19 protein-coding genes are annotated in these 26,081 nt (G+C 72.2%); 11 read left to right on the top strand and 8 right to left on the bottom strand.

The features are described 5' to 3' along the window. Positions 1 to 348: 348 nt before the first annotated feature. Both OHA30_RS06470 and OHA30_RS06465 read right to left on the bottom strand, forming a co-directional pair. Complete coding sequence (locus OHA30_RS06470; RefSeq protein WP_328917761.1) at positions 349 to 2,931, bottom strand: ATP-dependent RNA helicase; 2,583 nt, start codon at positions 2,929 to 2,931, stop codon at positions 349 to 351. A 613-nt stretch (positions 2,932 to 3,544) separates the two neighbouring features. Continuing rightward, entirely contained in the window at positions 3,545 to 4,363 is an 819-nt protein-coding gene (locus tag OHA30_RS06465; RefSeq protein ID WP_328912826.1) for a class I SAM-dependent methyltransferase, read from the bottom strand. Positions 4,364 to 4,645: 282 nt separating this feature from the next. Between OHA30_RS06465 and rpsA the strand changes: the two genes are divergently transcribed. Next, positions 4,646 to 6,148, top strand: a complete 1,503-nt coding sequence (rpsA, locus tag OHA30_RS06460; protein ID WP_328912825.1) for a 30S ribosomal protein S1 — start codon at positions 4,646 to 4,648, stop codon at positions 6,146 to 6,148. 159 nt (positions 6,149 to 6,307) lie between these two features. Here rpsA and OHA30_RS06455 read toward each other — a convergent pair whose 3' ends face one another. Further along, entirely contained in the window at positions 6,308 to 7,282 is a 975-nt protein-coding gene (locus OHA30_RS06455) for a right-handed parallel beta-helix repeat-containing protein (protein ID WP_328912824.1), read from the bottom strand. Positions 7,283 to 7,464: 182 nt separating this feature from the next. Between OHA30_RS06455 and OHA30_RS06450 the strand changes: the two genes are divergently transcribed. Continuing rightward, complete coding sequence (locus tag OHA30_RS06450; protein ID WP_328912823.1) at positions 7,465 to 8,400, top strand: proteasome assembly chaperone family protein; 936 nt, start codon at positions 7,465 to 7,467, stop codon at positions 8,398 to 8,400. A gap of 610 nt (positions 8,401 to 9,010) precedes the next feature. On the opposite strand, the gene coaE is transcribed toward OHA30_RS06450, so the two are convergent. After that, the gene (coaE, locus tag OHA30_RS06445) at positions 9,011 to 9,604 is read right to left on the bottom strand and encodes a dephospho-CoA kinase (protein WP_328912822.1); all 594 of its coding nucleotides are present in this window, start codon (positions 9,602 to 9,604) and stop codon (positions 9,011 to 9,013) included. Positions 9,605 to 9,760: 156 nt separating this feature from the next. Between coaE and OHA30_RS06440 the strand changes: the two genes are divergently transcribed. Both OHA30_RS06440 and OHA30_RS06435 read left to right on the top strand, forming a co-directional pair. Continuing rightward, the gene (locus OHA30_RS06440; RefSeq protein ID WP_328912821.1) at positions 9,761 to 10,126 is read left to right on the top strand and encodes a tetratricopeptide repeat protein; all 366 of its coding nucleotides are present in this window, start codon (positions 9,761 to 9,763) and stop codon (positions 10,124 to 10,126) included. Between the two features lie 115 nt (positions 10,127 to 10,241). Next, positions 10,242 to 11,165: a slipin family protein gene (locus OHA30_RS06435; protein WP_328912820.1), complete on the top strand. Its 924-nt coding sequence runs from the start codon at positions 10,242 to 10,244 to the stop codon at positions 11,163 to 11,165. A gap of 103 nt (positions 11,166 to 11,268) precedes the next feature. Here OHA30_RS06435 and OHA30_RS06430 read toward each other — a convergent pair whose 3' ends face one another. Next, the gene (locus OHA30_RS06430; RefSeq protein ID WP_328912819.1) at positions 11,269 to 11,799 is read right to left on the bottom strand and encodes a methylated-DNA--[protein]-cysteine S-methyltransferase; all 531 of its coding nucleotides are present in this window, start codon (positions 11,797 to 11,799) and stop codon (positions 11,269 to 11,271) included. A 117-nt stretch (positions 11,800 to 11,916) separates the two neighbouring features. On the opposite strand from OHA30_RS06430, the gene uvrB reads away from it, so the two are divergent. The 6 genes from uvrB to OHA30_RS06400 all read left to right on the top strand — a co-directional run bounded on the left by uvrB (position 11,917) and on the right by OHA30_RS06400 (position 20,442). Beyond that, on the top strand, positions 11,917 to 14,013 hold the full coding sequence (gene uvrB / locus OHA30_RS06425; RefSeq protein ID WP_328912818.1) for an excinuclease ABC subunit UvrB: 2,097 nt from the start codon (positions 11,917 to 11,919) through the stop codon (positions 14,011 to 14,013). Between the two features lie 152 nt (positions 14,014 to 14,165). Further along, a complete protein-coding gene (locus OHA30_RS06420; RefSeq protein WP_328912817.1) occupies positions 14,166 to 14,744 on the top strand; it encodes a TerD family protein in 579 nt (192 codons plus the stop codon). Positions 14,745 to 14,801: 57 nt separating this feature from the next. Next, positions 14,802 to 16,853, top strand: a complete 2,052-nt coding sequence (locus tag OHA30_RS06415) for a TerD family protein (protein WP_328912816.1) — start codon at positions 14,802 to 14,804, stop codon at positions 16,851 to 16,853. A gap of 885 nt (positions 16,854 to 17,738) precedes the next feature. Further along, positions 17,739 to 18,719 carry a TerC family protein gene (locus OHA30_RS06410; protein WP_328912815.1) on the top strand — a complete coding sequence of 327 codons (981 nt, stop codon included), beginning with the start codon at positions 17,739 to 17,741 and terminating at the stop codon, positions 18,717 to 18,719. Between the two features lie 87 nt (positions 18,720 to 18,806). Continuing rightward, positions 18,807 to 19,826: a cytochrome c oxidase assembly protein gene (locus OHA30_RS06405; protein ID WP_328912814.1), complete on the top strand. Its 1,020-nt coding sequence runs from the start codon at positions 18,807 to 18,809 to the stop codon at positions 19,824 to 19,826. A 190-nt stretch (positions 19,827 to 20,016) separates the two neighbouring features. Beyond that, positions 20,017 to 20,442 carry a PASTA domain-containing protein gene (locus OHA30_RS06400; RefSeq protein WP_328912813.1) on the top strand — a complete coding sequence of 142 codons (426 nt, stop codon included), beginning with the start codon at positions 20,017 to 20,019 and terminating at the stop codon, positions 20,440 to 20,442. A 59-nt stretch (positions 20,443 to 20,501) separates the two neighbouring features. Here the strand turns inward: OHA30_RS06400 and OHA30_RS06395 are convergent, their stop codons facing one another. The 3 genes from OHA30_RS06395 to OHA30_RS06385 all read right to left on the bottom strand — a co-directional run bounded on the left by OHA30_RS06395 (position 20,502) and on the right by OHA30_RS06385 (position 22,654). Further along, positions 20,502 to 20,999 (bottom strand): N-acetyltransferase, encoded by a 498-nt coding sequence (locus OHA30_RS06395; protein ID WP_328912812.1) that lies wholly within the window; start codon positions 20,997 to 20,999, stop codon positions 20,502 to 20,504. A 262-nt stretch (positions 21,000 to 21,261) separates the two neighbouring features. Continuing rightward, positions 21,262 to 21,918 carry an MBL fold metallo-hydrolase gene (locus OHA30_RS06390; RefSeq protein ID WP_328912811.1) on the bottom strand — a complete coding sequence of 219 codons (657 nt, stop codon included), beginning with the start codon at positions 21,916 to 21,918 and terminating at the stop codon, positions 21,262 to 21,264. A 4-nt stretch (positions 21,919 to 21,922) separates the two neighbouring features. Continuing rightward, positions 21,923 to 22,654: a maleylpyruvate isomerase family mycothiol-dependent enzyme gene (locus tag OHA30_RS06385; protein WP_328912810.1), complete on the bottom strand. Its 732-nt coding sequence runs from the start codon at positions 22,652 to 22,654 to the stop codon at positions 21,923 to 21,925. A 362-nt stretch (positions 22,655 to 23,016) separates the two neighbouring features. On the opposite strand from OHA30_RS06385, the gene uvrA reads away from it, so the two are divergent. Beyond that, the gene (uvrA, locus tag OHA30_RS06380) at positions 23,017 to 25,974 is read left to right on the top strand and encodes an excinuclease ABC subunit UvrA (RefSeq protein WP_328912809.1); all 2,958 of its coding nucleotides are present in this window, start codon (positions 23,017 to 23,019) and stop codon (positions 25,972 to 25,974) included. Positions 25,975 to 26,081: the final 107 nt, after the last annotated feature.

Here is a 26,081-nt window from a genome sequence, read left to right as displayed (position 1 = left end):
CGTGGGCGCGGAACGCGTTGTGACTGCTCGCGTTTGTTAGAGGGTGTCACGTATGTGAGGGCTGCCGTCCGCGGGCTGGGTGTGGCCCGCTCGCGTTTGTGAGGGGGTCTCACGGACGTGAGAGGCGCCGCTGGTGTGCGCGTTGTGAGCCTTCGCGTTTGTTAGAGGCTGTCACGGACGTAAGGGCCGCCGTCGGCGCCGGGCGTCGCCCATTCACGTTCGTGAGAGGGTCTTACGAACCTGAGCCCCGGACCGGCTCGGTCGGCGGCGGACCGAACCTGAGCCCCGGCCCCGGCCCCGGCCCCGGCCCCGGCCCCGGCCCCGGCCCGGTCCCCGGCCCGGAGGGCGTCAGCGGCCGCGGGCCTTGACGTGGCGGGTCGGGGCCGCCGTCGAGGGGTCCTCGGGCCACGGGTGCCGGGGGTAGCGGCCGCGCAGTTCGGCCCGCACCGCCCGATACCCCTCGCGCCAGAAGGACGCCAGGTCCGCCGTCACGGCCGCGGGCCGCCCCGCGGGCGACAGCAGATGGACGAGCACCGGTACGCCCGCCACCCGCGGGGTCTCCCGAAGCCCGAACAACTCCTGGAGTTTCACGGCCAGTACGGGCTGCTCGCCGCTGTAGTCGACCCGGACCCGCGAGCCGCTGGGCACCTCGATCCGCTCCGGCGCCAACTCCCCGAACCGCCCGGCCGCGCCGCTCGCCCACGGGAGCAGCCGGTTCAACGCGGCCCCGGCGTCGATCCGTTCCAGGTCCGCCCGGCGCCGCGCCGACGCCAGTTCGCCGCCGAGCCACTGTTCGGCCCGCGCGAGCAGTGCCTCCTCCGACACGTCCGGCCACGGATCGCCGAGCACCCGCCGGACGAACTCCATCCGCAGCCGCAGGTCCCGGGCCTCGCGCGACCACCGCAGCCGCCCCGTACCCTCCGCGCGCAGGCCCTCGACCAGGGCGGCCCGTACGAGTTCCGGGTCGGCCCGGCGCAGTGGGGCCGAGGCCAGCTCGATCGCCCCCAGCCGTTCCACCCGGCGGGCCACCACGTCGCCCTGGGCCCACCGCACCTCCTCGTACGACTCCAGCAGGCCGGCGGCGGCCTGCCGCGCGGTCCGCTCGTCGATGACGGCCGCCACCCGTACCCGGGCCGCCGCCTTCCCCACCCCTCGGTCGGCGACCGCCACCGCGATCCACTCGGCGTCCCCGAACCCCGGCCCGACCTCGGCGGCGGTCCCGCCCGCCATCAGATACACCCCGGCCCCGCGCCGCCGCGCCACCCGCTCCGGAAACGCCAACGCCACGACGAGCCCCGCGGCAGCGTCGTCACCGAGCCCCCGGCCGGCGCCCGCGCCGCCCCCGGTCCGTCCGGCCCCTGCCGTGTCGCCGGGCCGCCCCGACCCCGGCCCGCCTTCACCGGGTGAGTCGGATCCCCGCAGGTTCTTGGGGCGCGAGGAGGACTCCAGGCGGCGGGTCTCGGCGCGCCAGCGCGTCGCGTAGGGGTCGTCGGCGCGGCGGGCCGTACGCCACGCGGCGGTCAGATCGGGGCCGTACGACGCGGGCAGCTCCTCGCTGAGCAGCGCGGTCAGCTCGGCGGCGCGGGTCGGGCCGACCGCGTCGGCCGCGTCCAGCAGCGCCCGGGCCAGCCGCGGGTGCACCCCGATCCGGGCCAGCCGCCGCCCCCGGTCCAGCGCGCGGCCGGACGCGTCGACCGCGCCGAGGCCGAGCAGCGTGGCGCGGGCGGCGGCCATCGCACCGGGCGGCGGCGGGTCGAGCAGGCCCAGGCCCGAGGCGTCCGGGTCGCCCCAGCACGCGGCCTGCAACGCGAAGGAGGTCAGATCGGCGAGCGCGATCTCGGGCGCGGGCCTGCGCGGCAGCCGGGCCTGCTCGGCCTCGGTCCAGCAGCGGTAGACCGTACCGGGCGCCTCCCGCCCGGCCCGTCCGGCGCGCTGATCGGCGGCGGCCCGCGAGACCCGTACGGTGGTCAGCGCGCCCAGGCCGCGCGCGTGGTCGGTACGCGGCTCCCGGGCCAGCCCGCTGTCCACCACGACCCGCACCCCGGGCACGGTCAGGCTGGACTCGGCCACCGACGTCGCCAGCAGTACGCGCCGCCGCTCGCCGGGCGCGAGCGCCGCGTCCTGTACGGCGGCCGGCGCCCGCCCGTGCAGTTGCAGCACGTCCGCGCCGAGCCCGGACCCGAGCAGCCCGGCCACCCGGGCGATCTCCCCGGTCCCGGGCAGAAAGCACAGCACGTCCCCGTCGTGCTCGCGCAGCGCCCGCCGTACGGTCGCCGCCACGTGGTCGAGCAGCGCGGGGTCGACGCGCATGCCGTGCGGCGGGCGGACCGGCCGGTCCGGCGGCGCCCACCGTACGGCGACCGGGTGCAGTACGTCCGCGGCCTCGACCACCGGGCCGCCGACCAGCGCCGCCCAGGCCGCCGTGTCGGTCGTGGCAGAAGCGGCGACGAGCCGCAGTTCCGGCCGCAGGGCGGCCCGTACGTCCAGCAGGAAGGCCATCGCGGTGTCGGCGTCGAGATGGCGTTCGTGGCACTCGTCGAGCATCACCGTGCCGACGCCGGCCAGTTCGGGGTCGCGCTGGAGCCGCTGGAGCAGTACGCCGGTGGTGACGACCTCCACGGCCGTACGGTCCGAGACCCGCCGCTCGCCGCGCACGGTGAAGCCGACCGTGCCGCCGACCGGCTCGCCCAGCAGCCACGCCATCCGCCGGGCGGCGGCCCGCGCGGCCATCCGGCGCGGCTCGGCGACCACCACCCGTCCGATGCCGTCGGCGGCATCGGCCAGTAGGAGCGGTACGAGGGTGGTCTTGCCGGTGCCGGTCGGCGCCGCCAGCACGGCGGCGCCGTGGGAGTCGAGCGCGGCCAGCAGGTCGGGTACGACGGACGCGACCGGCAGCCGCCGCCCCTCGGCCCGCAGCGCCGCCCCGATCACCCCACCCACGCCGGGCCGCCCGCTCACCCCGCCCACGCGACCCCGCCGACACCGGGCGCAGCCAAGCCGTGCGCGCCGCCCGGTCCCGCACCGCCCGAGCGGGGTCGACTCACGCCGCCGGGGGCGGGCAGGCCGGTACCGCCTGCGGTGAGCCTGGCCCCGACGCGCGCGGGCCGATTCGCGTCGGCTGACGCGGAGCCCGTATCGGCCGTGCCGGAGTTCGCACCGCCCGCGCCGGGTCGGCTCACGCCGCCGGAGACGCGTTTGCGGAGGCATCTGGGGCCGGGCAGGCCGGTACGGCCTGTGGTGAGTCCGGCCCTGCCGCGCGCGGGCCGATTCGCGTCGGCTGACGCGGAGTCCGTACCGGCCGCGGCGGTGTCCGTACCGCCCGGGTCGGGTCGGCTCACGCCGCCGGGGACGGGTCCGCCGAGGCCGCCGGGGCCAGACAACAGGCCCGTACCGCCTGTGGTGAGCCCGTCCCCGCCGCCCGCGAGCCGATTCGCGTCGGCTGACGCAGAGCCCGTACCGCCCGCGGCGGTGTCCGTACCGCCCGGGTCGGGTCGGCTCACGCCGCCCGCGCTGCGACTGATCGGGCCGCCCGCCGAGGGCGCTCTCACGGCGCGGCGCAGACGAAGATCGCCGTGCCCGGCAGCAGGGCGCCGCGCAGGGGGGACCAGCCGCCCCACTCCTGCTCGTTCCAGGACGGCCACTCGGGCTCGACCAGGTCGACCAGCCGCAGGCCCGCCGCGGCGATCTCGCGGACCCGGTCGCCCAGCGTGCGGTGGTGCTCGACGTAGACGGCGAGGCCCCGGTCGTCCTGCTCGACGTAGGGCGTGCGGTCGAAGTAGGAGGTGGCGGCGGTCAGCCCCTCGGGGCCCGGCTCGTCGGGGAACGCCCAGCGGATCGGGTGGGTGACCGAGAAGACCCAGCGCCCGCCGGGCCGCAGCACCCGCCGTACCTCGCGGTGCACCCGGGCGGTGTCCGCGACGAAGGGCAGCGCGCCGTACGCGGAACAGGCCAGGTCGAAGGAGGCGTCGGCGAACGGCAGCGTCCCGGCGTCGGCCTGCACCAGGGGGACGACGGTGCCGGGCTGCTCCTCGGCGAGCCGCCGGGCGTGCTGGAGCTGGCGGTGCGAGAGGTCGAGGGCGACCGGACGCGCACCCTGGGCGGCCAGCCAGCGCGAGCACTGGGCGGCGCCGGCGCCGATCTCCAGCACGGACAGGTCCTTGAGGCTCCCCGCGGGCCCGAGCAGCCCGGCGTCCGCCTCGTCCAGGCCCTCGGGGCCCCAGACGAAACGGTCGTCGCCCAGGAAGTCGCCGTGCTCGCGCTGGTACTCGTCGGCGTTCCGGTCCCACCAGCGGCGATTGGCCGTGCTGCTCTCGGTCGCTCCGGCCGCACGCCGGGTCGCTTCGGGTTCGGGTCCTTGGATCATCGCGGCAGTCGTCGTACTCTCTGATGAGACCTGCGGTCGGGTGACTTGCGCCGGTTTGGTTCGTTACGCGCCCGGTGTGCTCTTCGTGCATTGACCGTGCCCGGCTGCCCCCGTATGCTACAAGTTGCGCTGCGAGCCTGCGCGCCTCAGACGGAGCAGGCTGTGCTCGATACTGTTGCAGACCCTTCGGCCTAGCGGCTGTCAGGAATTCGGCAGGAGCGAAAAGGGTTCCCGGCGTAGCAGTACCTACGACTTACTGTCCGTACCGGAGTCCTTTCCCTAATGACGAGCAGCACCGAGGCCCCTCGTACCACCCCGCAGGTGGCGGTCAACGACATCGGCAACGAGGAAGCCTTCCTCGCCGCGATCGACGAGACGATCAAGTACTTCAACGACGGCGACATCGTCGACGGCGTCATCGTGAAGGTCGACCGGGACGAGGTCCTGCTCGACATCGGTTACAAGACCGAAGGTGTCATCCCCTCCCGCGAACTCTCCATCAAGCACGACGTCGACCCCAACGAGGTCGTCGCCGTGGGCGATGAGATCGAGGCCCTGGTTCTCCAGAAGGAGGACAAGGAAGGCCGCCTGATCCTCTCGAAGAAGCGTGCGCAGTACGAGCGCGCGTGGGGCACGATCGAGAAGATCAAGGAAGAGGACGGCATCGTCACCGGTACCGTCATCGAGGTCGTCAAGGGTGGTCTCATCCTCGACATCGGCCTCCGTGGCTTCCTGCCCGCCTCGCTCGTCGAGATGCGCCGCGTGCGCGACCTCCAGCCCTACGTGGGCAAGGAGCTCGAGGCGAAGATCATCGAGCTGGACAAGAACCGCAACAATGTGGTCCTGTCCCGCCGTGCCTGGCTGGAGCAGACCCAGAGCGAGGTCCGTCAGACCTTCCTCACCACCCTGCAGAAGGGTCAGGTGCGCTCCGGCGTCGTCTCCTCCATCGTCAACTTCGGCGCGTTCGTGGACCTCGGCGGTGTCGACGGTCTGGTGCACGTCTCGGAGCTGTCCTGGAAGCACATCGACCACCCGTCCGAGGTTGTCGAGGTCGGCCAGGAGGTCACGGTCGAGGTTCTGGACGTCGACATGGACCGCGAGCGTGTCTCCCTGTCGCTGAAGGCGACCCAGGAAGACCCGTGGCAGCAGTTCGCCCGGACCCACCAGATCGGGCAGGTCGTCCCCGGCAAGGTCACCAAGCTCGTCCCGTTCGGCGCGTTCGTGCGTGTCGACGAGGGCATCGAGGGCCTGGTGCACATCTCCGAGCTGGCCGAGCGCCACGTGGAGATCCCGGAGCAGGTCGTCCAGGTCAACGACGAGATCTTCGTCAAGGTCATCGACATCGACCTGGAGCGCCGCCGTATCTCGCTGTCGCTCAAGCAGGCCAACGAGTCGTTCGGCTCGGACCCGGCCTCGGTCGAGTTCGACCCGACCCTGTACGGCATGGCCGCGTCGTACGACGACCAGGGGAACTACATCTACCCCGAGGGCTTCGACCCCGAGACCAACGACTGGCTCGAGGGGTACGAGAAGCAGCGCGAGGAGTGGGAAGGCCAGTACGCCACGGCCCAGACCCGCTTCGAGCAGCACCAGGCGCAGGTCATCAAGTCCCGCGAGGCGGACGAGCAGGCGGCGGCCGAGGCCGGCTCCGCGACTCCGTCGGCCGGTGCGGGTGCGGGCGGTGGCGGTTCGTACTCCTCGGAGTCGGACGACACCTCCGGTGCCCTGGCCTCCGACGAGGCCCTGGCGGCCCTGCGCGAGAAGCTGGCCGGCGGCCAGAGCTGATCGCGCGCCGCTGAGGCACGCTGTGTGACCGCGGGCCCGCTTCCCCTTCGGGGGAGGCGGGCCCGCGGTGCGTTCGGGTTGACCTGCGGTGTGTTCGGGTGGTCCTTGCCGTGCGTTCCGGCGGTCGGCAGGCTGTCAGGTCATCGGCTCGTCAGGTCCTCAGGGGGTGACGGCGATATTGGTCAGACCGTGGCCGCCGGTCACCGTGTTGGAGCTGTAGACCGTGGTGGGGCAGCCGCTGCTGTAGTTGGTGACGTAGACGCCGTACTGGGTCGCGCCCGTGGCGCCGGTCAGGTCCGAGACGTTGTCCCGGAAGACCGTGCCGCAGCCCCAGCCGGGCTGCTGGGTGTGCGTCTGGTAGCCGTCGTTGAGCGTGTGGGTGCCGTGGTTGCCGGTGATCGTGTAGTTGTTGCCCTTCACGTCCACCCATGAGTCGTCGAAGTTGGTCATGCTCAGCCCGCTGCCGTCGAAGGTGTTGCCGGAGACCAGCCCGCCCGTGGTGCCTTCCTTGAGGTCGATGTTCTCGGCGCCGACGTTGGGCCCGATGACGTTGTTCAGGATCTGCGCCCGGTCGCTGTTGTCGGAGAGCGTGTTGGCGGTGCCGACGTAGACGCCCTCGCCGTAGCCGGGCCGCTCCAGCCCGGTGTCGTAGATCCATGAGTTCTCGATCACGGCGTCGGTGCTGGAGTTGCGGAAGTGCACCCCCTCCATCTGGAGGCCGTGCACGGTCACCGAGTCGATCACCACATGGGCGGCGGTGTCGGTGACGATCCCCTTCTGGCCGCCGGTGACGGTCAGACCGTGGACCGTCCAGTAGCTCGCGCCGTTCAGATAGAGTCCGTAGCCGCCGGAGGAGGTGAGGATCGCCTGCGACGAGCCGGTGAGCGTGATCCGGGAGGACGCTGTACCGGAGACGGTCACCTTGAAGTTGCCGGTGTAGGTGCCGTCGGCGAGGTGGATGGTCTGGCCGGGGGCCGCGTCGGTCAGCGCGGCCTTGAGCTCTTTGGCCGTGGTGACCTCGACGGTGCCCGCGGCGCCGGTGCCCGCGGCGCCGGCGGGCGCGGCGTAGGCCACCAGGCCGGCGGCGAGGAGTGCGGCTGCTGCGGGCAGGGTCAGAAGCGCGTGGGGTCGCATCCGAAGCCTTTCAGCTATATGAATGGTGGACGCCGATCTGAACGGCCGGCGGCGTTGCGAGAACGTAGGGCCGAGCCGACGACCCGTCAAGTGTGGAGGGGAAACGGTTCGGATGCCACGGGTGGGAATGGCGGGCCGTTTCCGTTCGTTGAGGGTGACACAGAGCGAGGAGGACGATCACCGTGCTGGATCCGCAAGGACTGTACGAGTACGTGCCGGGCGGGGCCGAGGCCGTCGACGAGGCCGTGGGTGAAGCCGGGCCCGTGCTGCTGTATCAATTCGAGGGGTTCATGGATGCCGGTGAGACCGGTGAACAGATCGCCCAGCAGCTGCTCGACCGGCTCGACAACCGGCTGATCGCGCGGTTCGACGCGGACCGCCTGGTCGACTACCGGGCCCGTCGGCCCCTGATGACCTTCGAGCGCGACCACTGGTCGGCGTACGAGGCCCCGGAGATCGACCTCTATCTGGTCCGTGACACCACCGGCACGCCCTTTCTGCTGCTCACCGGCTCAGAGCCCGATGTGGAGTGGGAGCGCTTCGCCACGGCCGTCCTCCAGGTCGTCGAGCGGCTGGGCGTCCGCCTGGCGATGAACTTCCACGGCATTCCGATGGGCGTCCCGCACACCCGCCCGGTCGGCCTGACCCCGCACGGCAACCGGGTGGACCTGATGCCCGGCCACCGCGCGTGGTTCGAGGAGGCCCAGGTGCCGGGGAGCGCCGCCGCGCTGATCGAGCTGCGGCTCGCCGAGGCCGGGCGCGATGTGCTCGGCATCGCCGCGCATGTGCCGCACTATCTGGCCCGCTCCCCGTACCCGGACGCCGCGCTCGCCGTGCTGGAGACGATCACCTCCACGACCGGTCTGGTGCTGCCCGAGGTCGCCCACGCGCTGCGCAACGAGGCACACACCGTCCGGGTCGAGATCGACCGCCAGGTCGCCGAGGGGGACGGCGAACTCGTCTCGGTGGTCAAGGGACTTGAGAACCAGTACGACGCGGTGGCCGGGGCGCACCGCCGTGAGAGCCTCATCGCCGAGCCCGTCGACCTGCCCTCGGCCGACGACCTCGCGGCGGAGTTCGAACGCTTTCTCGCGGACCGGGAGGACGACGGCCGCTAGCCCCCTGCGGGGGAGGCACCCCACGACCAACGCCCGTTGACCCCTTGTCGGGGCCGGGGCTGGAGTTGGGGGTGCTTCGGGCCGCGTCCGAAGGCCGGGCCCCGACGCGCGGCGCGAGGGGGGTGCACCGCTGCGGCGAGCTTGTGGGCGGCGCCAGTCGGCTGGCCCCTTGCCGGGGCCGGGGCTGGAGCTGCGGGTGCTTCGGGCCGCGTCCGAAGGCCGGGCCCCCGACGCGCGGTGCGAGGGGTGTGCATTGCTGCGGCGAGCTTGTGGGCCGCGCCAGTCGGCTGGCCCCTTGCCGGGGCCGAGGTTGGAGTTGGGGGTGCTCCGGGCCGCGCCCGAACGCCGGGCCCCTGACGCGCGGCGCGGGGGGTGTGCATTGCTGCGGCGCGCTTGTGGGCCGCGCCCAAGGGCTCGGGGCCGGTGCCGGCCTCGCGCCCGGGAGCTGCGGGGCACCCCTGCGGGGCCGGGCCGTCGGGCCGCACCCGGGACATGGGGTCTGCGCGATCTTGCGACACCTCACGTCCGGGGCGGCGGGTTCCCCCGGGCGCGGGGGCGGTCCGGCCTCGGGTGGCGGACGTTCTGGCGTCGCGGAGCGCGGGGACGCGGGCTACGCCGAGGCGGTCAGGGTGTCCCAGGCGGCGCGGACCTGGGGTTCCAGCGCGTGCAGCGGGCCGTCGTTGTCGATCACGACGTCCGCCACGGCAAGCCGCTCCTCGCGGGTGGCCTGCGCGGCCATCCGCGCCCGCGCCTCCTCCTCGGTCATCCCGCGCAGCCGGACCAGCCGGTCGAGCTGCGTGGCCGGCGAGGCATCCACCACGATCACCACGTCGTAACGCGGCGCGAGCCCGTTCTCGGCCAGCAGCGGCACATCGTGGACGACGACCGCGTCCTCGCCCGCGGCCTGCTGCAACAACGCCGACCTGCGGGCGACCAGCGGATGGACAATCGCGTTGAGCGCCTTGCGCCGCTCCTCGTCGGTAAAGACGATCGCGCCGAGCTTCGGCCGGTCCAGAGCCCCGTCCGGCGTCAGCACATCCGTACCGAACTCGGCCACCACCGCGGCCAGCCCCTCCGTACCGGGCGCCACGACCTCGCGGGCGATCAGATCGGCGTCGACCAGCACGGCCCCGTAGGACACCAGCAGCCGCGCCACCTCGCTCTTGCCGGCCCCGATGCCGCCGGTCAGCCCCACTGTCAGCATGGGCGACAGCCTAGGCCGTGCCGGGGATGCCAGGTGTACCGAGCACGCTACGACGTACCCCGGCCCCGCCGAGGAATGCGGTTGCCGCCGCGGGCGTTGGGTATGACGAACCGAAGACGATCTGTCGTCACCCGTACCCCCTTCAGGGAGGCGGCCTTGCCCGACCGGACCCCAGAGACGCATGTCATCGACTTCCGCGCCGCCGAGCAGCTGCTGGCCGCGCGTGACCCGCGTGGTGCCGTCAAGCTGCTCGACTCCGTGATCACCGCCCACCCGGAGAACACCGCGGCCCGGCTGCTGCGCGCCCGCGCGTTCTTCGCCGCGGCCCAACTGCGCCCGGCCGAGCTGGAGTTCCAGATCGTGCTGGAGCGCGAGCCGGACAACGCCTTCGCCCACTTCGCCCTGGCCCGCACCCTGGAGCGCGCCAACCGCGCGACCGAGGCCCAGCGCCACTTCCGGCTCGCCGCCGCCCTCGACCCGCGCCCCGACTATCTGGCCGCGGCCCGCTTCGACACGACCTGACCGGTCCCCCGTCCGCGGGAATCCCACCCGCGAGACCCTTGTCCCCGAGCGGGCACCGCGCCCACTGTGGTGTGCACGGGTGCACGCTCTTGCCGTTGAAGGGGGAAGCCGGGCCATGGGAACCCTTGTTGTCGTACTGATCGTCGCCGCAGTGCTCGGACTGATCGTGGTGCCGCGGACCGTGCGGATCGTCAAGCAGTACGAACGCGGGGTGATCTACCGTTTCGGCCGGGTCAACCGGCTGCCCAAGGAACCGGGCCCGCGCTTCCTCGTCCCCTTCGTCGACAAGATGACGAAGGTCAATATGCAGATCGTCACCATGCCCGTGCCCGCCCAGGACGGCATCACCCGGGACAACGTGTCGGTCCGGGTGGACGCCGTGCTGTACTTCCGGGTCGTGGACCCGATACGCGCCTCCGTGGACGTGCAGAACTACGAGTTCGCGATGCTCCAGGTCGCCCAGACCTCGCTGCGGTCGATCATCGGCAAGAGTGACCTGGACGATCTGCTGTCGGGGCGCGAGCACCTGCACGAGGGCCTGGAGCTGATGCTGTCCACCCCGGCCGCGGGCTGGGGTGTGCACATCGACCGGGTCGAGATCAAGGACGTGGCCCTGCCGGAGTCCATGAAGCGGTCGATGGCCCGGCAGGCCGAGGCAGACCGTGAGCGCCGGGCCCGGATCATCACGGCCGACGGTGAGCTCCAGGCGTCGCACAAGCTGTCCCAGGCCGCGAAGGCCATGGACGCCAACCCCTCCGCGCTCCAACTGCGGCTGCTCCAGACCGTGGTGGAGGTCGCCGCCGAGAAGAACTCGACGCTCGTCATGCCCTTCCCCGTGGAGATGCTGAGGTTCTTCGACCGGGCGGGGCAGAGCGGGGGCGACAGCGCGGGGCAGCCCCCGGCCACCGCGACGGCCGCGGCGGACCCGCAGTCGGAGCCGGCCGATGCGCCGCCGGAGATCGAGGCCGACACCCGGGCGGAGCTGCCGAAGGCCGACCAGCAGCCGCAGATCCCCGACCCGCGCAGCTCCGAGGAGTAGCCGCAACCCGTACGGACGCCCGCCCGAGCCGTACCGCGGTGACGGACGCGCCCTGCCCGTACGGACGCCCCCCGTACGGACGCCTGCCCGGACCCCGCCCGCGTCAGAACAGAGGCGCGGGCAGCACCCCCTCCAGCGCCAGCAGCGCCCGCTTGATCTCCAGCCCGCCCCCGAAACCGCCGATCCCCCCGTCGCTCTCCACCACCCGGTGGCAGGGCACCACCAGCGGCAGTGGATTCGCCCCCATCGCCGCGCCCACCGCCCGCGCCGCCCCCGGCTCGCCCACCCGGTCGGCCAGGTCCTGATAGCCGACCACCGTGCCGTACGGGACACCCGACTCCAGCTCGCGCAGCACCCGCCGGGCGAAGCCGGTGATCAGCGACCAGTCCAGCGGCAGGCTGAATTCCCGCAGCTCGCCCGCGAAGTACGCGTCGAACTGCGCGGCGGCCGGCGCCATCCGGGCCGCGTCCTCGACGGCTGTGCGGCCCAGCCGCCGGCTCATCGACTCCAGGGCGCGCGCGGTCACCGCCTCGTCGGCCCGGAAACCGACCAGCGCGAGCCCTTCCTCGGTCCCCGCCACCAGCAGCGGGCCGATCGGTGTGTCCAGGACAGTCCAGGCAGCGGCGTTCGTCACGTCACCAAGCGTAGGCGGGGGGTACGACAGCGGTCCGCGGAACCGGCCCGCAAGCCCCGCCGCGGGCCGGATCGCGGTGCGCGGCCGATTGTCAGTGGCGGGTCGTACGGTGGACTCATGCGGCCCGTATCAGATATCGAACGCACGGTGGCGCCCTTCGAGGTCGTCAGTCCCTACCAGCCCAGCGGTGACCAGCCCACCGCGATCAACGACCTCGAACGCCGGGTGCGCGCCGGTGAGCAGGGCGTGGTCCTGCTCGGCGCGACCGGCACCGGCAAGTCCGCCACCACCGCGTGGATGATCGAGCGCCTTCAGCGTCCCACCCTGGTGATGGCGCCGAACAAGACGCTGGCCGCCCAGCTCGCCAACGAGTTCCGCGAGCTGCTGCCGAACAACGCGGTCGAGTACTTCGTCTCGTACTACGACTACTACCAGCCCGAGGCGTACGTCCCGCAGACGGACACCTACATCGAGAAGGACTCGTCCATCAACGAGGAGGTCGAGCGGCTGCGGCACTCGGCCACCAACTCGCTGCTGACCAGGCGCGATGTCGTCGTGGTCGCCTCCGTCTCCTGCATCTACGGCCTGGGCACCCCACAGGAGTACATCGACCGCATGGTCCGGCTCAATGTCGGGGACGTCATCGACCGCGACCAGCTGCTCCGCCGTTTCGTCGACATCCAGTACACGCGCAACGACATGGCGTTCACCCGCGGCACCTTCCGGGTCCGCGGCGACACCATCGAGATCTTCCCGGTCTACGAGCAGCTGGCCGTCCGGATCGAGATGTTCGGCGACGAGATCGAGGCGCTGTACACCCTCCACCCGCTCACCGGCGAGGTCATCACCGAGGACCGCCAGATCTATGTCTTCCCCGCCACCCACTACGTGGCGGGACCGGAGCGGATGGAGCGGGCCATCGCCGGCATCGAGAAGGAGCTCGAAGGCCAGCTCGCGCTGATGGAGAAGCAGGGCAAGCTGCTGGAGGCCCAGCGGCTGCGGATGCGCACCACGTACGACATCGAGATGATGCGGCAGATCGGCTCCTGCTCCGGCATCGAGAACTACTCACGGCACATCGACGGCCGTGAGCAGGGCTCCGCGCCCGACACCCTCATCGACTACTTCCCCGAGGACTTCCTGCTGGTCATCGACGAGTCGCATGTCACCGTGCCGCAGATCGGCGCGATGTACGAGGGCGACGCGTCCCGCAAGCGCACCCTGGTCGACCACGGCTTCCGGCTGCCGTCCGCGCTGGACAACCGCCCGCTGAAGTGGGAGGAGTTCCTCGGCCGGGTCGGCCAGACCGTCTATCTGTCCGCGACCCCGGGGCCGTACGAGCTGTCGCGCGGCGACGGCGTGGTCGAGCAGATCATCCGGCCGACCGGCCTGATCGACCCCGAGGTCGTCGTCAAGCCCACCGAGGGCCAGATCGACGACCTGGTGCACGAGATCCGGCTGCGCACCGAGAAGGACGAAAGGGTGCTGGTCACCACCCTCACCAAGAAGATGTCCGAGGACCTCACCGACTACCTGCTGGAGCTCGGCATCCAGGTGCGCTATCTGCACAGCGACATCGACACCCTGCGCAGGGTCGAGCTGCTGCACGAGCTGCGCGCGGGTGAGTACGACGTCCTGGTCGGCATCAACCTGCTCCGTGAGGGCCTGGACCTGCCCGAGGTGTCGCTGGTCGCCATCCTGGACGCGGACAAGGAGGGCTTCCTGCGCTCGGGCACCTCGCTGATCCAGACCATCGGCCGCGCCGCCCGTAACGTGTCCGGCCAGGTCCACATGTACGCGGACCGGATCACCCCGGCGATGGAGAAGGCCATCGACGAGACCAACCGCCGCCGTGAGAAGCAGATCGCGTACAACACCGAGCGCGGTATCGACCCGCAGCCGCTGCGCAAGAAGATCTCGGGCATCCTGGACTCCTTCGCCCGCGAGGACGCCGACACCGAGGAGCTGCTGGGCTCCGGGCGGCAGCGCTCGCGCGGCAAGGCGCCCGTGCCGGGGCTGTCGGCCAAGCCCGGTGGGAAGCGGACCTCGGCGGCCCTGCCCGCGGAGGAGCTGGCCGACCTGATCGGCCAGCTCACCGACCAGATGCACACCGCCGCCGCGGAGCTCCAGTTCGAGGTCGCGGCCCGGATCAGGGACGAGCTGGGCGAGCTCAAGAAGGAGCTGCGGCAGATGCGTGAGGCCGGGATGGCATAGCGGGAGGGCGGGGGCGCGGGGGAGCGCACCTCGGGAATCGGCCATGAAACGGCGGAAATCTCCTGGCGACGAACCGGGATGCCGTCCGGCGGCGTCTTGTTAGGGTGCGGGACAACCGCACACACAGGTGACGGTGGAGAGAGGGGCAGCGCGTGACGGTCAACATGACCAAGGGCCAGAAGATCAGCCTGAGCAAGTCCGACGGAGGGACGCTGACGGCGGTTCGGATGGGGCTCGGCTGGCAGGCCGCCCCGCGCCGGGGGCTGTTCGGCACCCGGACCCGCGAGATCGACCTGGACGCCTCCGCTGTGCTCTTCGCCGACAAGCAGCCGGTCGACGTGGTGTTCTTCCGTCACCTGACCAGCGACGACGGCTCGGTGCGGCACACCGGTGACAATCTGGTCGGCGGCGCGGGGCAGGGCGGTGACGACGAGTCGATCCTGGTCGACCTCGCCCGGGTCCCGGTCCATGTCGACCAGATCGTCTTCACGGTGAACTCCTTCACCGGGCAGACCTTCGCCGAGGTGCAGAACGCGTTCTGCCGGCTGGTGGACGAGACCAACGGCCAGGAGCTGGCCCGCTACACCCTCACCGGCGGCGGCCAGTACACCGCGCAGATCATGGCCAAGGTGCAGCGCGGCGCGGGCGGCTGGTCGATGACGGCCATCGGCACGCCCGCCAACGGCCGTACCTTCCAGGACCTGATTCCGGCCATCCTGCCCGCCCTGTAACGGGCCCGGGCACAGCACACGCACACACGAAGAAGAAGTGAAACGGGGGCGGCTGCGATGACGGCCGAACTGGTCCGGGGGCAGAACCATCCGCTGCCCGGCAACCGGCTGGAGATCCGGGTGTCGGCCGGCACCCCCGTGGTGGCCGCGGTCACCCTCGGGGACGAACAGGGCCGGGTCGTCGGCGACCAGGGGTGGCTGGCCCACCCCGGCGCGCCGCAGCTGCCCGGTATCGAGGTGCCCAGGCAGGCCGCCGCCGAGCACCGTCTCGCGGTGGACCTCGGCGCGATGCCCGAGCCGGTGCACCGGGTGCATGTGCTGCTCGCGCTGCCGCCGTGCCGTCCGGGCGCGCCCGCGGACTTCGGCGCCGCGCCCGCCCCGCGTCTGGCCGTCACCACGACCCCGGAGGGCGCCGGGATCGCCGGGTTCACCATCACCGGCCTCGGCGCGGAGACGGCCCTGCTCGCCGTCGAGCTGTACCGGCGGCAGGGCGTGTGGAAGGTCCGCGCGGTCGGCCAGGGGTACGAGGGCGGACTGCCCGCGCTGCTGCTCGACCAGGGGGTTCCGGAGCCGGGCGCGGTCGCCGGGCGTATCCACGAGGCGGTGGGCCGCGAGCAGTCCCGCTCGGTGGCGCTCCCGGGTGGGACGGCGAGCCGCCCGGCGGCTTCCGGGGCGGGTACGACGGAGGGTGCGGCTACGGCGGCGGGGTCCGTCGCTGCGTCCGCGCCTGCCGCCACCGCGCCTGCCGCACCGGCTGCGTCGGCCACCACGCCTGCCATACCGGCTGCGTCGGCCACCACGCCTGCCATACCGGCTGCGTCGGCCACCACGCCTGCCATACCGGCTGCGTCGGCCCCGGCCGACGGTCCCGTGGACTACCGGCACCCGCGCCGGGGGCCCGCCCAGGCACCCGCCGGGCCCGTGCCCGGCCGGGCCGGCTCGCCGTACAGCGCCCCTGCCCCCGCGCCCACTCCCGCCGCGGCCGGTCAGACGCCGCCCGCCGACCGCCCGCCCACCCCCGTCGCGGGCGACGCCAGCGGCTGGACGATGGAGGAGCGGCTGCACAACCAGGTGTGGGGCATGTTCGAGGACCTGGCCCGTACGGTCGCCGCCTACCGCAGCGCCGAGGACTTCGCGCAGTCCCGTCACGAGCAGGAGCTGGACCGGCTGCTCGCCGACCCCCTCACCCGCGGCGGCCCGGCCGCCGAGGCCGCCCGCGACGAGGCGCTCAACAAGCAGATCGCGCTGGTCGACCAGGCCAGGGCCGTGCTCGACCGGGACCTCGCGCAGCTCACCGCCGAGGCCGAGGTGGTCGAGCCCGCGCTGCCGCCGGCCTTCGCGGGCTGGGAGAACCCGGTGTGGCACGGCTACCGGGTGCCCTCGGAGCCGCCGATGGCCGTCCGTCTCGGTAACCTGTCCCTGCCCGAGGCACCCGAGCTGCGCATCCCGCTGCTCGCCCGGCTGCCGCTGGAGCGCGGGCTGTGGATCGACAGCGAGGACGACCGGCGGCTGGCCATGGAGACGGCGGTCTCGATCGCGGCCCGGCTGCTCGCCTCGTACCCGGTCGGCGGGTTCGCCGTGCACGCGCTGGACCCGGCGGGTTCCGGCGCGGGGGCGCTGGCCCCGCTCTACGCGGGCGGCGCCCTGGTGCTGCCGCCGCCCGCCGCAGGGGCCGCCGGGGTCAGCGACGTGCTGGGCCGGCTCACCGAGCGGGTCGATCTGCTCCAGATGGCGATGCGCGGGGGAGCGGCCGACGCGCTGCCGCCCGGCTTCGACACGGCCGAACAGCTGCTGATCGTCAACGAGTTCCCGTACGGCTTCGACGACCGGGCCGTCAACCAGTTGCGGTATCTCGCCGACGAGGGGCCCGCGGCGGGCGTCCATCTGCTGCTGGTGGCCGACCGCGAGGACGCCGCCGCGTACGGCCCGGTGCTCGATCCCCTGTGGCGCTCGATGCTGCGGCTCACTCCGGAGCCCAGCGAGCACTTGGCCGACCCGTGGGTCGGCCACGCGTGGACCTACGAACCGGCGCTCGTCCCGCCGGGCAGCCAGATCCTCACCCAGGTCCTCCGCCAACTGGCCGCCGCCCGCCCCGCCTACGGCCCCTGACCGGCCGACACGAGCGCGCGCACGCGCCCCTGACCACCAGCCGCCCGGCGTCCCCGTGGCACCGGCCGCACCCGGCGCGGGCCCGCGATTGCGCCAGTTGGCTGTCGGCAGGTGTGGCGGGTGGCGGGCGCTGCGTGCGGCTGCGTGGCGCCTGACGGTAGGGCGTCGGCTGCGGCCCGCAGTTGCGCTCGTTGGCTGCTGGCAGGAGTGGCGGGTGGCGGGCGCTGCGTGCGGCTGCGTGGCGTCTGACGTCAGGGTGTCGGCTGAGGCCCGCAGTTGCGCGCGTTGGCGGCCGCAGGCAGGAGCGGTAGTCAGCGGGTGGGCGTGGGGCGCGCAACTGCACGGTGCCTGACGGCTGCGCGCGGCGCGGGCCCGCGATTGCGCCAGTTGGCTGTCGGCAGGTGTGGCGATTGGCGGGTGGGGCGTGCGGCTGCGTGGCGCCTGACGGTAGGGCGTCGGCTGCGGCTCGCGGTTGGGCACGTCGGCGGCCGCCGGCGGGCGGCCGCTCCCGTGGCTGTCGACGGGCGCGGCGCGCCAGGGCGTGGGGCTGCGCGGGTATCTGACCGCGTGACACCAGTGCGTGCTTGCGTACGCGTAGCGCTTCCGGCCCTGCCGCGCGGACTCCCGGGGGACGGCCGGGGGTGAGGCGCGGGAGCGTGGGGCGTAAAGTGCCTGGCGGTGGCGCTTGTGCAGGCGCCGGCACCCGGCGCGCGACCGCGTACGCGTACGTGTCTTCCGGGACCGCTGCGCGCAGCGCGTGAGCGTTCGGGCCGGGCGCGAACCGGGGGCGCTTCCCTGCGGAAAACGGGCCGCTTGGCCTGTCTTTTACTCTCCCTTGGGGATTCGTGTACCGTTTGTGGTCCGACGACTCCCTCGGAGGAGCCTGTGGACGTCTCCCTCGCCCTGTGGACACTGACCATCGCGGGACTGTGCGCCCTCATCGCCGCCGACTTCGTGATCGGGCGCACCCCGCACGACGTGTCCCTCCGCGAGGCCGGCACCTGGACGGCCGTCTGGATCGTGCTCGCCGGACTCTTCGCCCTCGGCCTGCTGATCTTCGGCGGCGCCCAACCCGCGGGCGAGTTCGTCGCCGGTTACCTCACCGAGAAGTCCCTCAGCGTCGACAATCTCTTCGTCTTCGTCCTGATCATGGCGAAGTTCGCGGTGCCGTCCGCGTACCAGCAGCGCGTGCTGTTCGTCGGCGTGCTGATCGCCCTCGTGCTGCGCGCCGTCTTCATCGCCGCGGGCGCCACGCTGATCGCCAGCTTCTCGTGGGTGTTCTACATCTTCGGCGCCTTCCTCGTCTGGACCGCGTGGAAGCTGCTCCGGGAGGCGCGCTCGGGCGCCGACCAGGAGGAGGCCGAGTTCGAGGAGAACCGGCTGCTCAAGGCGGTCGAGCGACGCGTACCGAGCACCGGCCGCTACCACGGCACCCGGCTGCTCGTCACCCAGGACGGCAAGCGGCTGATGACCCCGCTGCTCGTCGTGATGCTCGCGATCGGCACCACCGACGTGCTCTTCGCGCTCGACTCGATCCCGGCCATCTTCGGCCTCACCCAGGACCCGTACATCGTCTTCACCGCCAACGCCTTCGCGCTGATGGGCCTGCGCCAGCTGTACTTCCTGATCGGCGGCCTGCTCAAGAAGCTGGTCCACCTCTCCTACGGTCTGTCGATCGTCCTCGGCTTCATCGGCGTCAAGCTGGTGCTGCACGCGCTCCACGAATCGGGGGTCCATGTGCCGGAGATCTCGATCCCGGTCTCCCTGGGCGTGATCGTCGGCGTGCTCGCCGTCACCACCGTGACCAGCCTGTTCGCCACCCGCCGAGCCGCCCGGGAGCGCGCCGCGGACCGTATCGACGCGTGACGCGTACGTCCCCCCGCACGCGGAGGACCGCCGCAGAGGGTCTACCGTGGCCCCCGTAGCGGACGGTTTACGCGGAAAGGCACGGATGTGGCGAGCGCTCTGGCCCTGCCCGAGCTGACCGGATCACGGTTCCTCGACGTCTGGCAGCTCGATGGCCCCGCCCTCGCCGTCGTCGTGCTGCTCGGCGCGGCCTACGCCTACGGGGTGCGGCGCAGAAGGCGCGCGGGGGAGCGGTGGCCGCTGTGGCGGACGCTGGCGTTCTTCGTCCTGGGCCTGGGCACGATCGTGTTCGCGACGATGTCCTCGCTCGCGGTGTACGACCAGGTGCTGTTCTGGCCCGCGGCCGTGCAGAACATCCTGCTCGACCTCTTCGCGCCGCTCGGCCTGGCCCTCGGCGACCCCCTCGCGCTGGCCGACCCCAAGGGCCGGCTGCGCCGCGCCTTCACCTCGCGTCCGGTCCGCGCGCTGACGTACCCCCTGGTCAGCTCGGTGCTGGTGCTGGCCTCCGAGCTGACCATCTACTTCACGCCGTACTTCGCCACCGCGCTCGCCCACCAGCCGGTACGTCAGCTGATGCATCTGCAACTGCTGCTCACCGGCTGTCTGTTCGTGCTGCCGATGCTCAGCCGCCAGGAACTGCTGCCGCGTTGGTGCAGCCATCCCGTACGGGCGCTGCTGGTCTTCGCCGACGGGCTCTTCGACTCGGTTCCCGGCATCGTCGTGATGACCAGCGGCACGCTCGTGGCCGGGCACTGGTACACCGACCATCCGCGCACCTGGGGGCCCAGCGTCCGGCACGACCAACTCCTCGGCGGCGGCCTGATGCTGACCCTCGCCGAACTCGTCGGCCTGCCCTTCCTGTTGCTGGTCTTCATGGAGTGGTGGCGCGCGGAACGCGTGAAGACCGCGGAGCTGGACGCCCGGCTCGACCGCGAGGCCCTGGCGACCGCCGTCCCGCAGCCCGCCGCGTCGGCCGCGCCCGCTCCGGGTACGTCTGCGGCGGTCGCGTCCACCTCAAGCACTGCCGTGGCACCGCCCGAACTGACCCGCCCGTGGTGGGAGACCGACGAGGGCGAGGTCGGCACCCGTATGCGCCACCGCCGCTGAGCCCCCGGCGGACGCCCCCGCCGTACGGCCGTCGCCCGGGTCAACCGGACGTCTGCGTACGGGTATTGGCCGCGGAGGTCACCGGCCCGTCATGGGCGTTCCGCAGTGCTGTCACGGTGTCGGCAGACCTGGGGACGCGGTGCCCGAACGGCTGCCATGCTCGTGCCTCCACACGACTCCAGGGGGAATCATGCGTTACGGCCGTACGTCCGTGGCGGGCATAGCCGCCGTCACCGCCGCCACTCTCGCGCTGACCGGGTGCGGCGGGCACAAGAAGACCGGCGTCACACGGGCGCTGCCCACGCTGACCGGGCTGACGTTGACCACCGCGCGCGGCGCCGCGACAACCGCGGGGTTCAAGAACGTCGAGACCCATGACGCGACCGGCGGGGGACGGAAGACCGACGGCACCTGGAAGGTCTGCTTCCAGACGCCGAACGCGGGCGGCTCCGCCGACACCGGCACGACCGTACAACTGGGGCTGGCGCGCCCCACCGAAAGCTGCCCCGGCACGGACCAGGGCAAGCCGTCCCCGGCGCACACCACCCACAAGACGTCGACACACCGGTCGACCATCCACCACAGCACTCACCGCTCCAGCAGGCGCCACCACTGACCCGGGCCGGACCGGACCGGGCTGGCGCGATCGGTCGGTAGCGGGTCGGAGTGGGGGAGTCAGCCGGCGTCGGGGAGGGCCGTCCAGTCGGCCCAGGACAGATCGCGCCCCACGTAGCGGGGGCGGGCGAAGGGCCAACTCTCGGCCATCCAGCGGGGGACGAACGCGTCGAGCGTCTGCTGAAGTCCGGTAGCGGCGTGTTCGTCCACCAGCCACCAGGAGATCTCGGCGTCGGCCCCGGTCTTCTGCGGCGGATCGATGTAGACGCAGCCGAGCAGGGCGGACTCGGCTGCGTCGAAGAGCGCGTAGTTGAACGATTCGTGGGCCACCATCTCGGCTTCGTGCCGTTTGAGGTCGGCGAGATCCGCCTCGTACGTCATGGTGGCCGGCGGCCATCCCCAGGCCTCGCCGTAGATCGACCACAGCCGCTCACGGGAGCCCATGACCGCCGGGTAGTCCAGGTCGGTGTCGCTCCCGGCGATCGGCCGCAGGTGGTGGCCGCCGCCGGGAAGCGGGACGTGCGTCGGGTGGACGAAGCTGTCGGGAAGCCAGTTCATGACAACGAAGCTAGCCCCGCCCGCCACCCCCGCGCACCTCAATAAACCCGCCCCCACAGGCCCGCGGCCGCCGTTTTCCCGGTCGGGCGGTGGCCTGTCCGGCCGCCCGCACGGAGGTCGCGGCCGACGACGGTCGGCAGCTCGACGCCCCGGCCCCGAGGCACGGGAGCATACGGGTCACGGCCTGAACCGGCTCCGGGCCCGGCGGACGGCCGGGGCCGGGATCAGAGGTGCCGGCCGGTACGGGGGAAGGGCGCCGTGGTCACCAGCCGCGTTCGCGCCATTCGGGGAGGTGGGGGCGCTCGGCGCCCAGCGACGTGTCGTTGCCGTGACCGGGGTAGACCCAGGTCTCGTCCGGGAGGGCGTCGAAGAGCTTGGTCTCGACATCGTTCAGCAGCGAGGTGAAGGCCGCCGCGTCGTCGTGCGTGTTGCCGACGCCGCCCGGGAAGAGGCAGTCGCCCGTGAAGACGTGCGGATGGCCGTGCGGGTCGTCGTAGACGAGGGCGACGCTGCCGGGCGTGTGGCCGACGAGGTGGCGGGCGGTCAGCCGCACCCGGCCGAAGGAGACCGTGTCGCCGTCGTCCAGCAGGACGTCCGTGGCGACGGGGATGCCCTCCGCGTCGGCCCGCCCGGCGTAGGTGCGGGCGCCGGTCGCGTCCACGACCGCGCGCAGGGCCTGCCAGTGGTCGCCGTGCTGGTGGGTCGTGACGACCGAGCCGAGCCGGTCGGAGCCGACCACGTCGAGCAGGGTCTCCGCGTCGTTGGCCGCGTCGATCAGCAGCTGCTCGTCGGTGGCCCGGCAGCGCAGCAGATACGCGTTGTTGTTCATGGGGCCGACCGCGACCTTGGTGATGATCAGGTCTTCCAGTTCGTGCACGTCGGGCGTGCCGCCGACCGTGACCTCTCCCGTATACGCCATGGGCTCAGCCTAGCGGCGGCAGGACCGGAAGCGGGCCCTCGGGCGCCACGGCCAGGTCGTCGCCGCTGCCGCGTCCGCTGACCCAGGTGAGCAGGGCGCTGGTGGAGCCGCTGACCGCGAGGTCGGGTTCGGCCGCGGCGCCGATCGTCCAGCGCGAGCCGTCGCCGGTGTCCTCCAGCCGTACGGCGGCGATCCCCTCGTGGCCGGTGAGCCCGTCGGCGAGCAGCGCCAGCTCGCGGGCGGCGAACCCGGCGGGCAGGTCGGCGCAGCCGTAGCCGATGTCCAGGTCGACGTGGTGCAGCAGCACCTCGACCAGCCGCCGGTAGGGGATCTCGGCGGCGGCGATGACCCTGCCGGTGCGCAGGGCGACCTGCGCGGCCCAGGCGGCGGGCGGAACCTCGGCGGTGGCCTCGGCCAGCCGCCGCGCGGAGGCCCGCAGGTCGTCCAGGTGCTCGGCGAGCGGGCGCCCGGCGTCCCGCTCGATCTCCTGGTCCCTGGCCTCGGCGCTGTCGTACATCGGCGTCTCGGTGCCGGTACGCGCCCAGGTGAGCAGATTGCGCAGGCCGTCGGCGTTGCGGGCGAGGTGGGCCAGCACATGGCCGCGGGTCCAGCCGGGCAGCAGCGACGGCTCGGCGAGGGCGGGCTCCGGCAGCGCGGCGACGGCGTCGAGCAGCCGCTCGGTGGCTTCCGCCACGGCGGTGGTGTCCGTCACCGGATCGGGTCGTTGAAGAGTCACCAGGTCCTCCCGGAGTGCGCCGACGCTACGGCCCGACGGTACCCGCGCACGGCCCGTACGGCTGGGGAGACCGGGCCGGGGCTGTGGACAAGTCGGGCTCCGACGGGGTGCCCGTGGCGTTCTCCCACGTCACAGCCGTACCGCCGCCGATCCGGATCACACGATCGGGTGAAGCCGTGTGCGGAAGTCCTTAAATCGAATGCGCGTGCTATAAGGTCGTAGACGTCGCCACCACAGGGGCGACAGACGGCAGGACGACCGGCGCGGAAGAAATGCCGCGTGCACCCCGTTTACGCTTCTCTGGGGGGTGCTGTGCCGACTGGGCTGACTCTCCTCCCCCTCTTCTATGAAAGGCGCACCGCGTGGCCGATCGACTCATCGTCCGTGGCGCTCGCGAGCACAATCTGAAGAACGTCTCGCTTGAACTGCCCCGGGATTCCCTCATCGTCTTCACCGGTCTGTCCGGTTCAGGGAAGTCCTCCCTCGCCTTCGACACGATCTTCGCCGAGGGCCAGCGCCGTTACGTCGAGTCGCTCTCCTCCTACGCGCGGCAGTTCCTGGGCCAGATGGACAAGCCCGACGTGGACTTCATCGAGGGCCTGTCACCGGCCGTCTCGATCGACCAGAAGTCCACCTCGCGCAACCCCCGCTCCACGGTGGGCACGATCACGGAGGTCTACGACTACCTCCGGCTGCTCTTCGCCCGGATCGGCAAGCCGCACTGCCCCGAGTGCCGCCGCCCGATCTCCCGGCAGTCGCCGCAGGCCATCGTGGACCGCGTGCTGGAGCTGGAGGAGGGCAGCCGCTTCCAGGTGCTCTCGCCGCTCGTGCGCGAGCGCAAGGGCGAGTTCGTGGACCTCTTCGCCGACCTCCAGACCAAGGGATACAGCCGCGCCCGGGTCGACGGCGCCACGATCCAGCTCAGCGACCCGCCGAAGCTGAAGAAGCAGGAGAAGCACACCATCGAGGTGGTCATCGACCGTCTCACGGTGAAGGACTCCGCCAAGCGCCGGCTCACCGACTCCGTGGAGACCGCGCTCGGCCTGTCCGGCGGCATGGTCATCCTGGACTTCGTCGACCTGCCCGAGGACGACCCGCAGCGCGAGCGGATGTTCTCCGAGCATCTGTACTGCCCGTACGACGATCTGTCCTTCGAGGAGCTGGAGCCGCGCTCCTTCTCCTTCAACTCGCCCTTCGGCGCCTGCCCGGACTGCACCGGCATCGGCTCGCGGATGGAGGTCGACCCCGAGCTGATCGTCCCCGACGAGGAGAAGTCCCTCCAGGAAGGCGCCATCGCCCCCTGGAACGGCGGCATGTCCAAGGGCTACTTCGAGCGCCTGGTCGAGGGCCTGGCGACCGAGCTGGGCTTCCGCACCGACATCCCCTTCGCCGGGCTGCCCGCCCGCGCCAAGAAGGCGCTGCTCTACGGCCACAAGGCCGAGGTCCGGGTCGCGTACCGGAACAGGTACGGGCGCGAGCGGGCGTACAACGCGCAGTTCGAGGGCGCGGTGCCGTTCGTCAAGCGCCGCCACCAGGACTCCGAGAGCGACTCCAGCCGGGAGCGCTTCGAGGGGTACATGCGCGAGGTGCCCTGCCCGACCTGTCACGGCAGCAGGCTCAAGCCGATCGTGCTGGCCGTCACCGTGCAGGACCGGTCGATCGCCGACGTCTCCGGGATGTCGATCAGCGACTGCGCCGAGTTCCTGGGCGGGATGAAGCTGGACGCCCGTGACCGCAAGATCGCCGAGCGCGTCCTCAAGGAGGTCAACGAGCGGCTGAAGTTCCTGGTCGACGTCGGCCTGGACTACCTCTCGCTCAACCGAGCGGCGGGCACCCTGTCCGGCGGCGAGGCCCAGCGCATCCGGCTGGCCACCCAGATCGGCTCCGGCCTGGTCGGTGTGCTCTACGTGCTGGACGAGCCGTCCATCGGTCTGCACCAGCGGGACAACCACCGGCTGATCGAGACCCTGGTCCGGCTGCGCGACCTGGGCAACACCCTGATCGTCGTGGAGCACGACGAGGACACCATCAAGACCGCCGACTGGGTGGTCGACATCGGCCCCGGCGCGGGTGAGCACGGCGGCCATGTGGTGCACTCCGGCTCGCTCAAGGAGCTGCTGGTCAATGACGAGTCGCTGACCGGCCAGTATCTGTCCGGCAAGCGGTTCATCCCGACGCCGCCGGTACGCCGGCCGATCGACCCCAAGCGCCGGCTGACCGTGCACGGCGCCCGCGAGCACAACCTCCAGGACATCGACGTGTCCTTCCCGCTCGGTGTGCTCACCGCGGTCACGGGTGTGTCAGGCTCCGGGAAGTCCACGCTGGTCAACGACATCCTCTACACCCACCTGGCCCGTGAGCTGAACGGCGCCCGTACGGTGCCCGGACGCCACACCCGGGTCGCGGGCGACGACCTGGTGGACAAGGTCGTGCATGTCGACCAGTCGCCGATCGGCCGCACCCCGCGGTCCAACCCGGCCACGTACACCGGTGTCTTCGACCACGTCCGCAGGCTCTTCGCCGAGACGATGGAGGCCAAGGTCCGCGGCTATCTGCCCGGCCGCTTCTCCTTCAACGTCAAGGGCGGCCGCTGCGAGAACTGCTCGGGCGACGGCACGATCAAGATCGAGATGAACTTCCTGCCGGACGTCTACGTCCCGTGCGAGGTCTGCCACGGCGCCCGGTACAACCGGGAGACGCTGGAGGTGCACTACAAGGGCAAGTCCATCGCCGAGGTGCTGGACATGCCGATCGAGGAGGCGCTCGACTTCTTCGAGGCGGTGCCCACCATCGCCCGCCATCTGCGCACGCTGAACGAGGTCGGCCTGGGGTACGTACGCCTCGGGCAGTCCGCGCCGACCCTGTCCGGTGGCGAGGCGCAGCGCGTCAAGCTCGCCTCCGAGCTCCAGAAGCGCTCCACCGGGCGGACCGTCTACGTGCTGGACGAGCCGACCACCGGGCTGCACTTCGAGGACATCAGCAAGCTGATCAAGGTGCTGTCCGGGCTGGTCGACAAGGGCAACACGGTGATCGTCATCGAGCACAACCTCGATGTCATCAAGACGTCCGACTGGGTGATCGACATGGGCCCCGAGGGCGGCAACGGCGGCGGTCTGGTCGTCGCCGAGGGCACCCCCGAGCAGATCGCGGGCATCCCGGCCAGCCACACCGGCAAGTTCCTGCGGGACATCCTCAGCCCGGAGGCGGTCAGCGACGCGGCGGTGCCGGCGCCCAGGAAGCGGGTCGCCTCCGGCGCGGGCACGGCCAAGAAGGCGGCCGCGAAGAAGGCCGCCCCCAGGAAGCGGACGGCCAAGGCCTGAGCGGTGGGCGCACGGCCGGGCCCGGCGGCGACGATCCGCCCGGCCCGGCCGTCCGCAGGAAGGGCACCCAGGTTCGGGACGTAGGGTACGGATCGCACCACCCGCCA

Source organism: Streptomyces sp. NBC_00223, from assembly GCF_036199905.1.
GTDB lineage: Bacteria > Actinomycetota > Actinomycetes > Streptomycetales > Streptomycetaceae > Actinacidiphila.
Note: the sequence above shows the minus strand (reverse complement) of the source record. Positions and strands in the feature narration are given on the sequence as shown.

What these genes read in the sequence shown, in the direction of transcription:
- OHA30_RS06415 (WP_328912816.1), top strand. Translation starts at nt 14,802, where the DNA reads ATGACGGCCGAACTGGTCCGGGGGCAGAACCATCCGCTGCCCGGCAAC.
- coaE (WP_328912822.1), bottom strand. Translation starts at nt 9,604, where the DNA reads ATGCTGACAGTGGGGCTGACCGGCGGCATCGGGGCCGGCAAGAGCGAG.
- OHA30_RS06435 (WP_328912820.1), top strand. Translation starts at nt 10,242, where the DNA reads ATGGGAACCCTTGTTGTCGTACTGATCGTCGCCGCAGTGCTCGGACTG.
- OHA30_RS06390 (WP_328912811.1), bottom strand. Translation starts at nt 21,918, where the DNA reads ATGGCGTATACGGGAGAGGTCACGGTCGGCGGCACGCCCGACGTGCAC.
- OHA30_RS06465 (WP_328912826.1), bottom strand. Translation starts at nt 4,363, where the DNA reads ATGATCCAAGGACCCGAACCCGAAGCGACCCGGCGTGCGGCCGGAGCG.
- OHA30_RS06395 (WP_328912812.1), bottom strand. Translation starts at nt 20,999, where the DNA reads ATGAACTGGCTTCCCGACAGCTTCGTCCACCCGACGCACGTCCCGCTT.
- uvrB (WP_328912818.1), top strand. Translation starts at nt 11,917, where the DNA reads ATGCGGCCCGTATCAGATATCGAACGCACGGTGGCGCCCTTCGAGGTC.
- OHA30_RS06400 (WP_328912813.1), top strand. Translation starts at nt 20,017, where the DNA reads ATGCGTTACGGCCGTACGTCCGTGGCGGGCATAGCCGCCGTCACCGCC.
- OHA30_RS06455 (WP_328912824.1), bottom strand. Translation starts at nt 7,282, where the DNA reads ATGCGACCCCACGCGCTTCTGACCCTGCCCGCAGCAGCCGCACTCCTC.
- rpsA (WP_328912825.1), top strand. Translation starts at nt 4,646, where the DNA reads ATGACGAGCAGCACCGAGGCCCCTCGTACCACCCCGCAGGTGGCGGTC.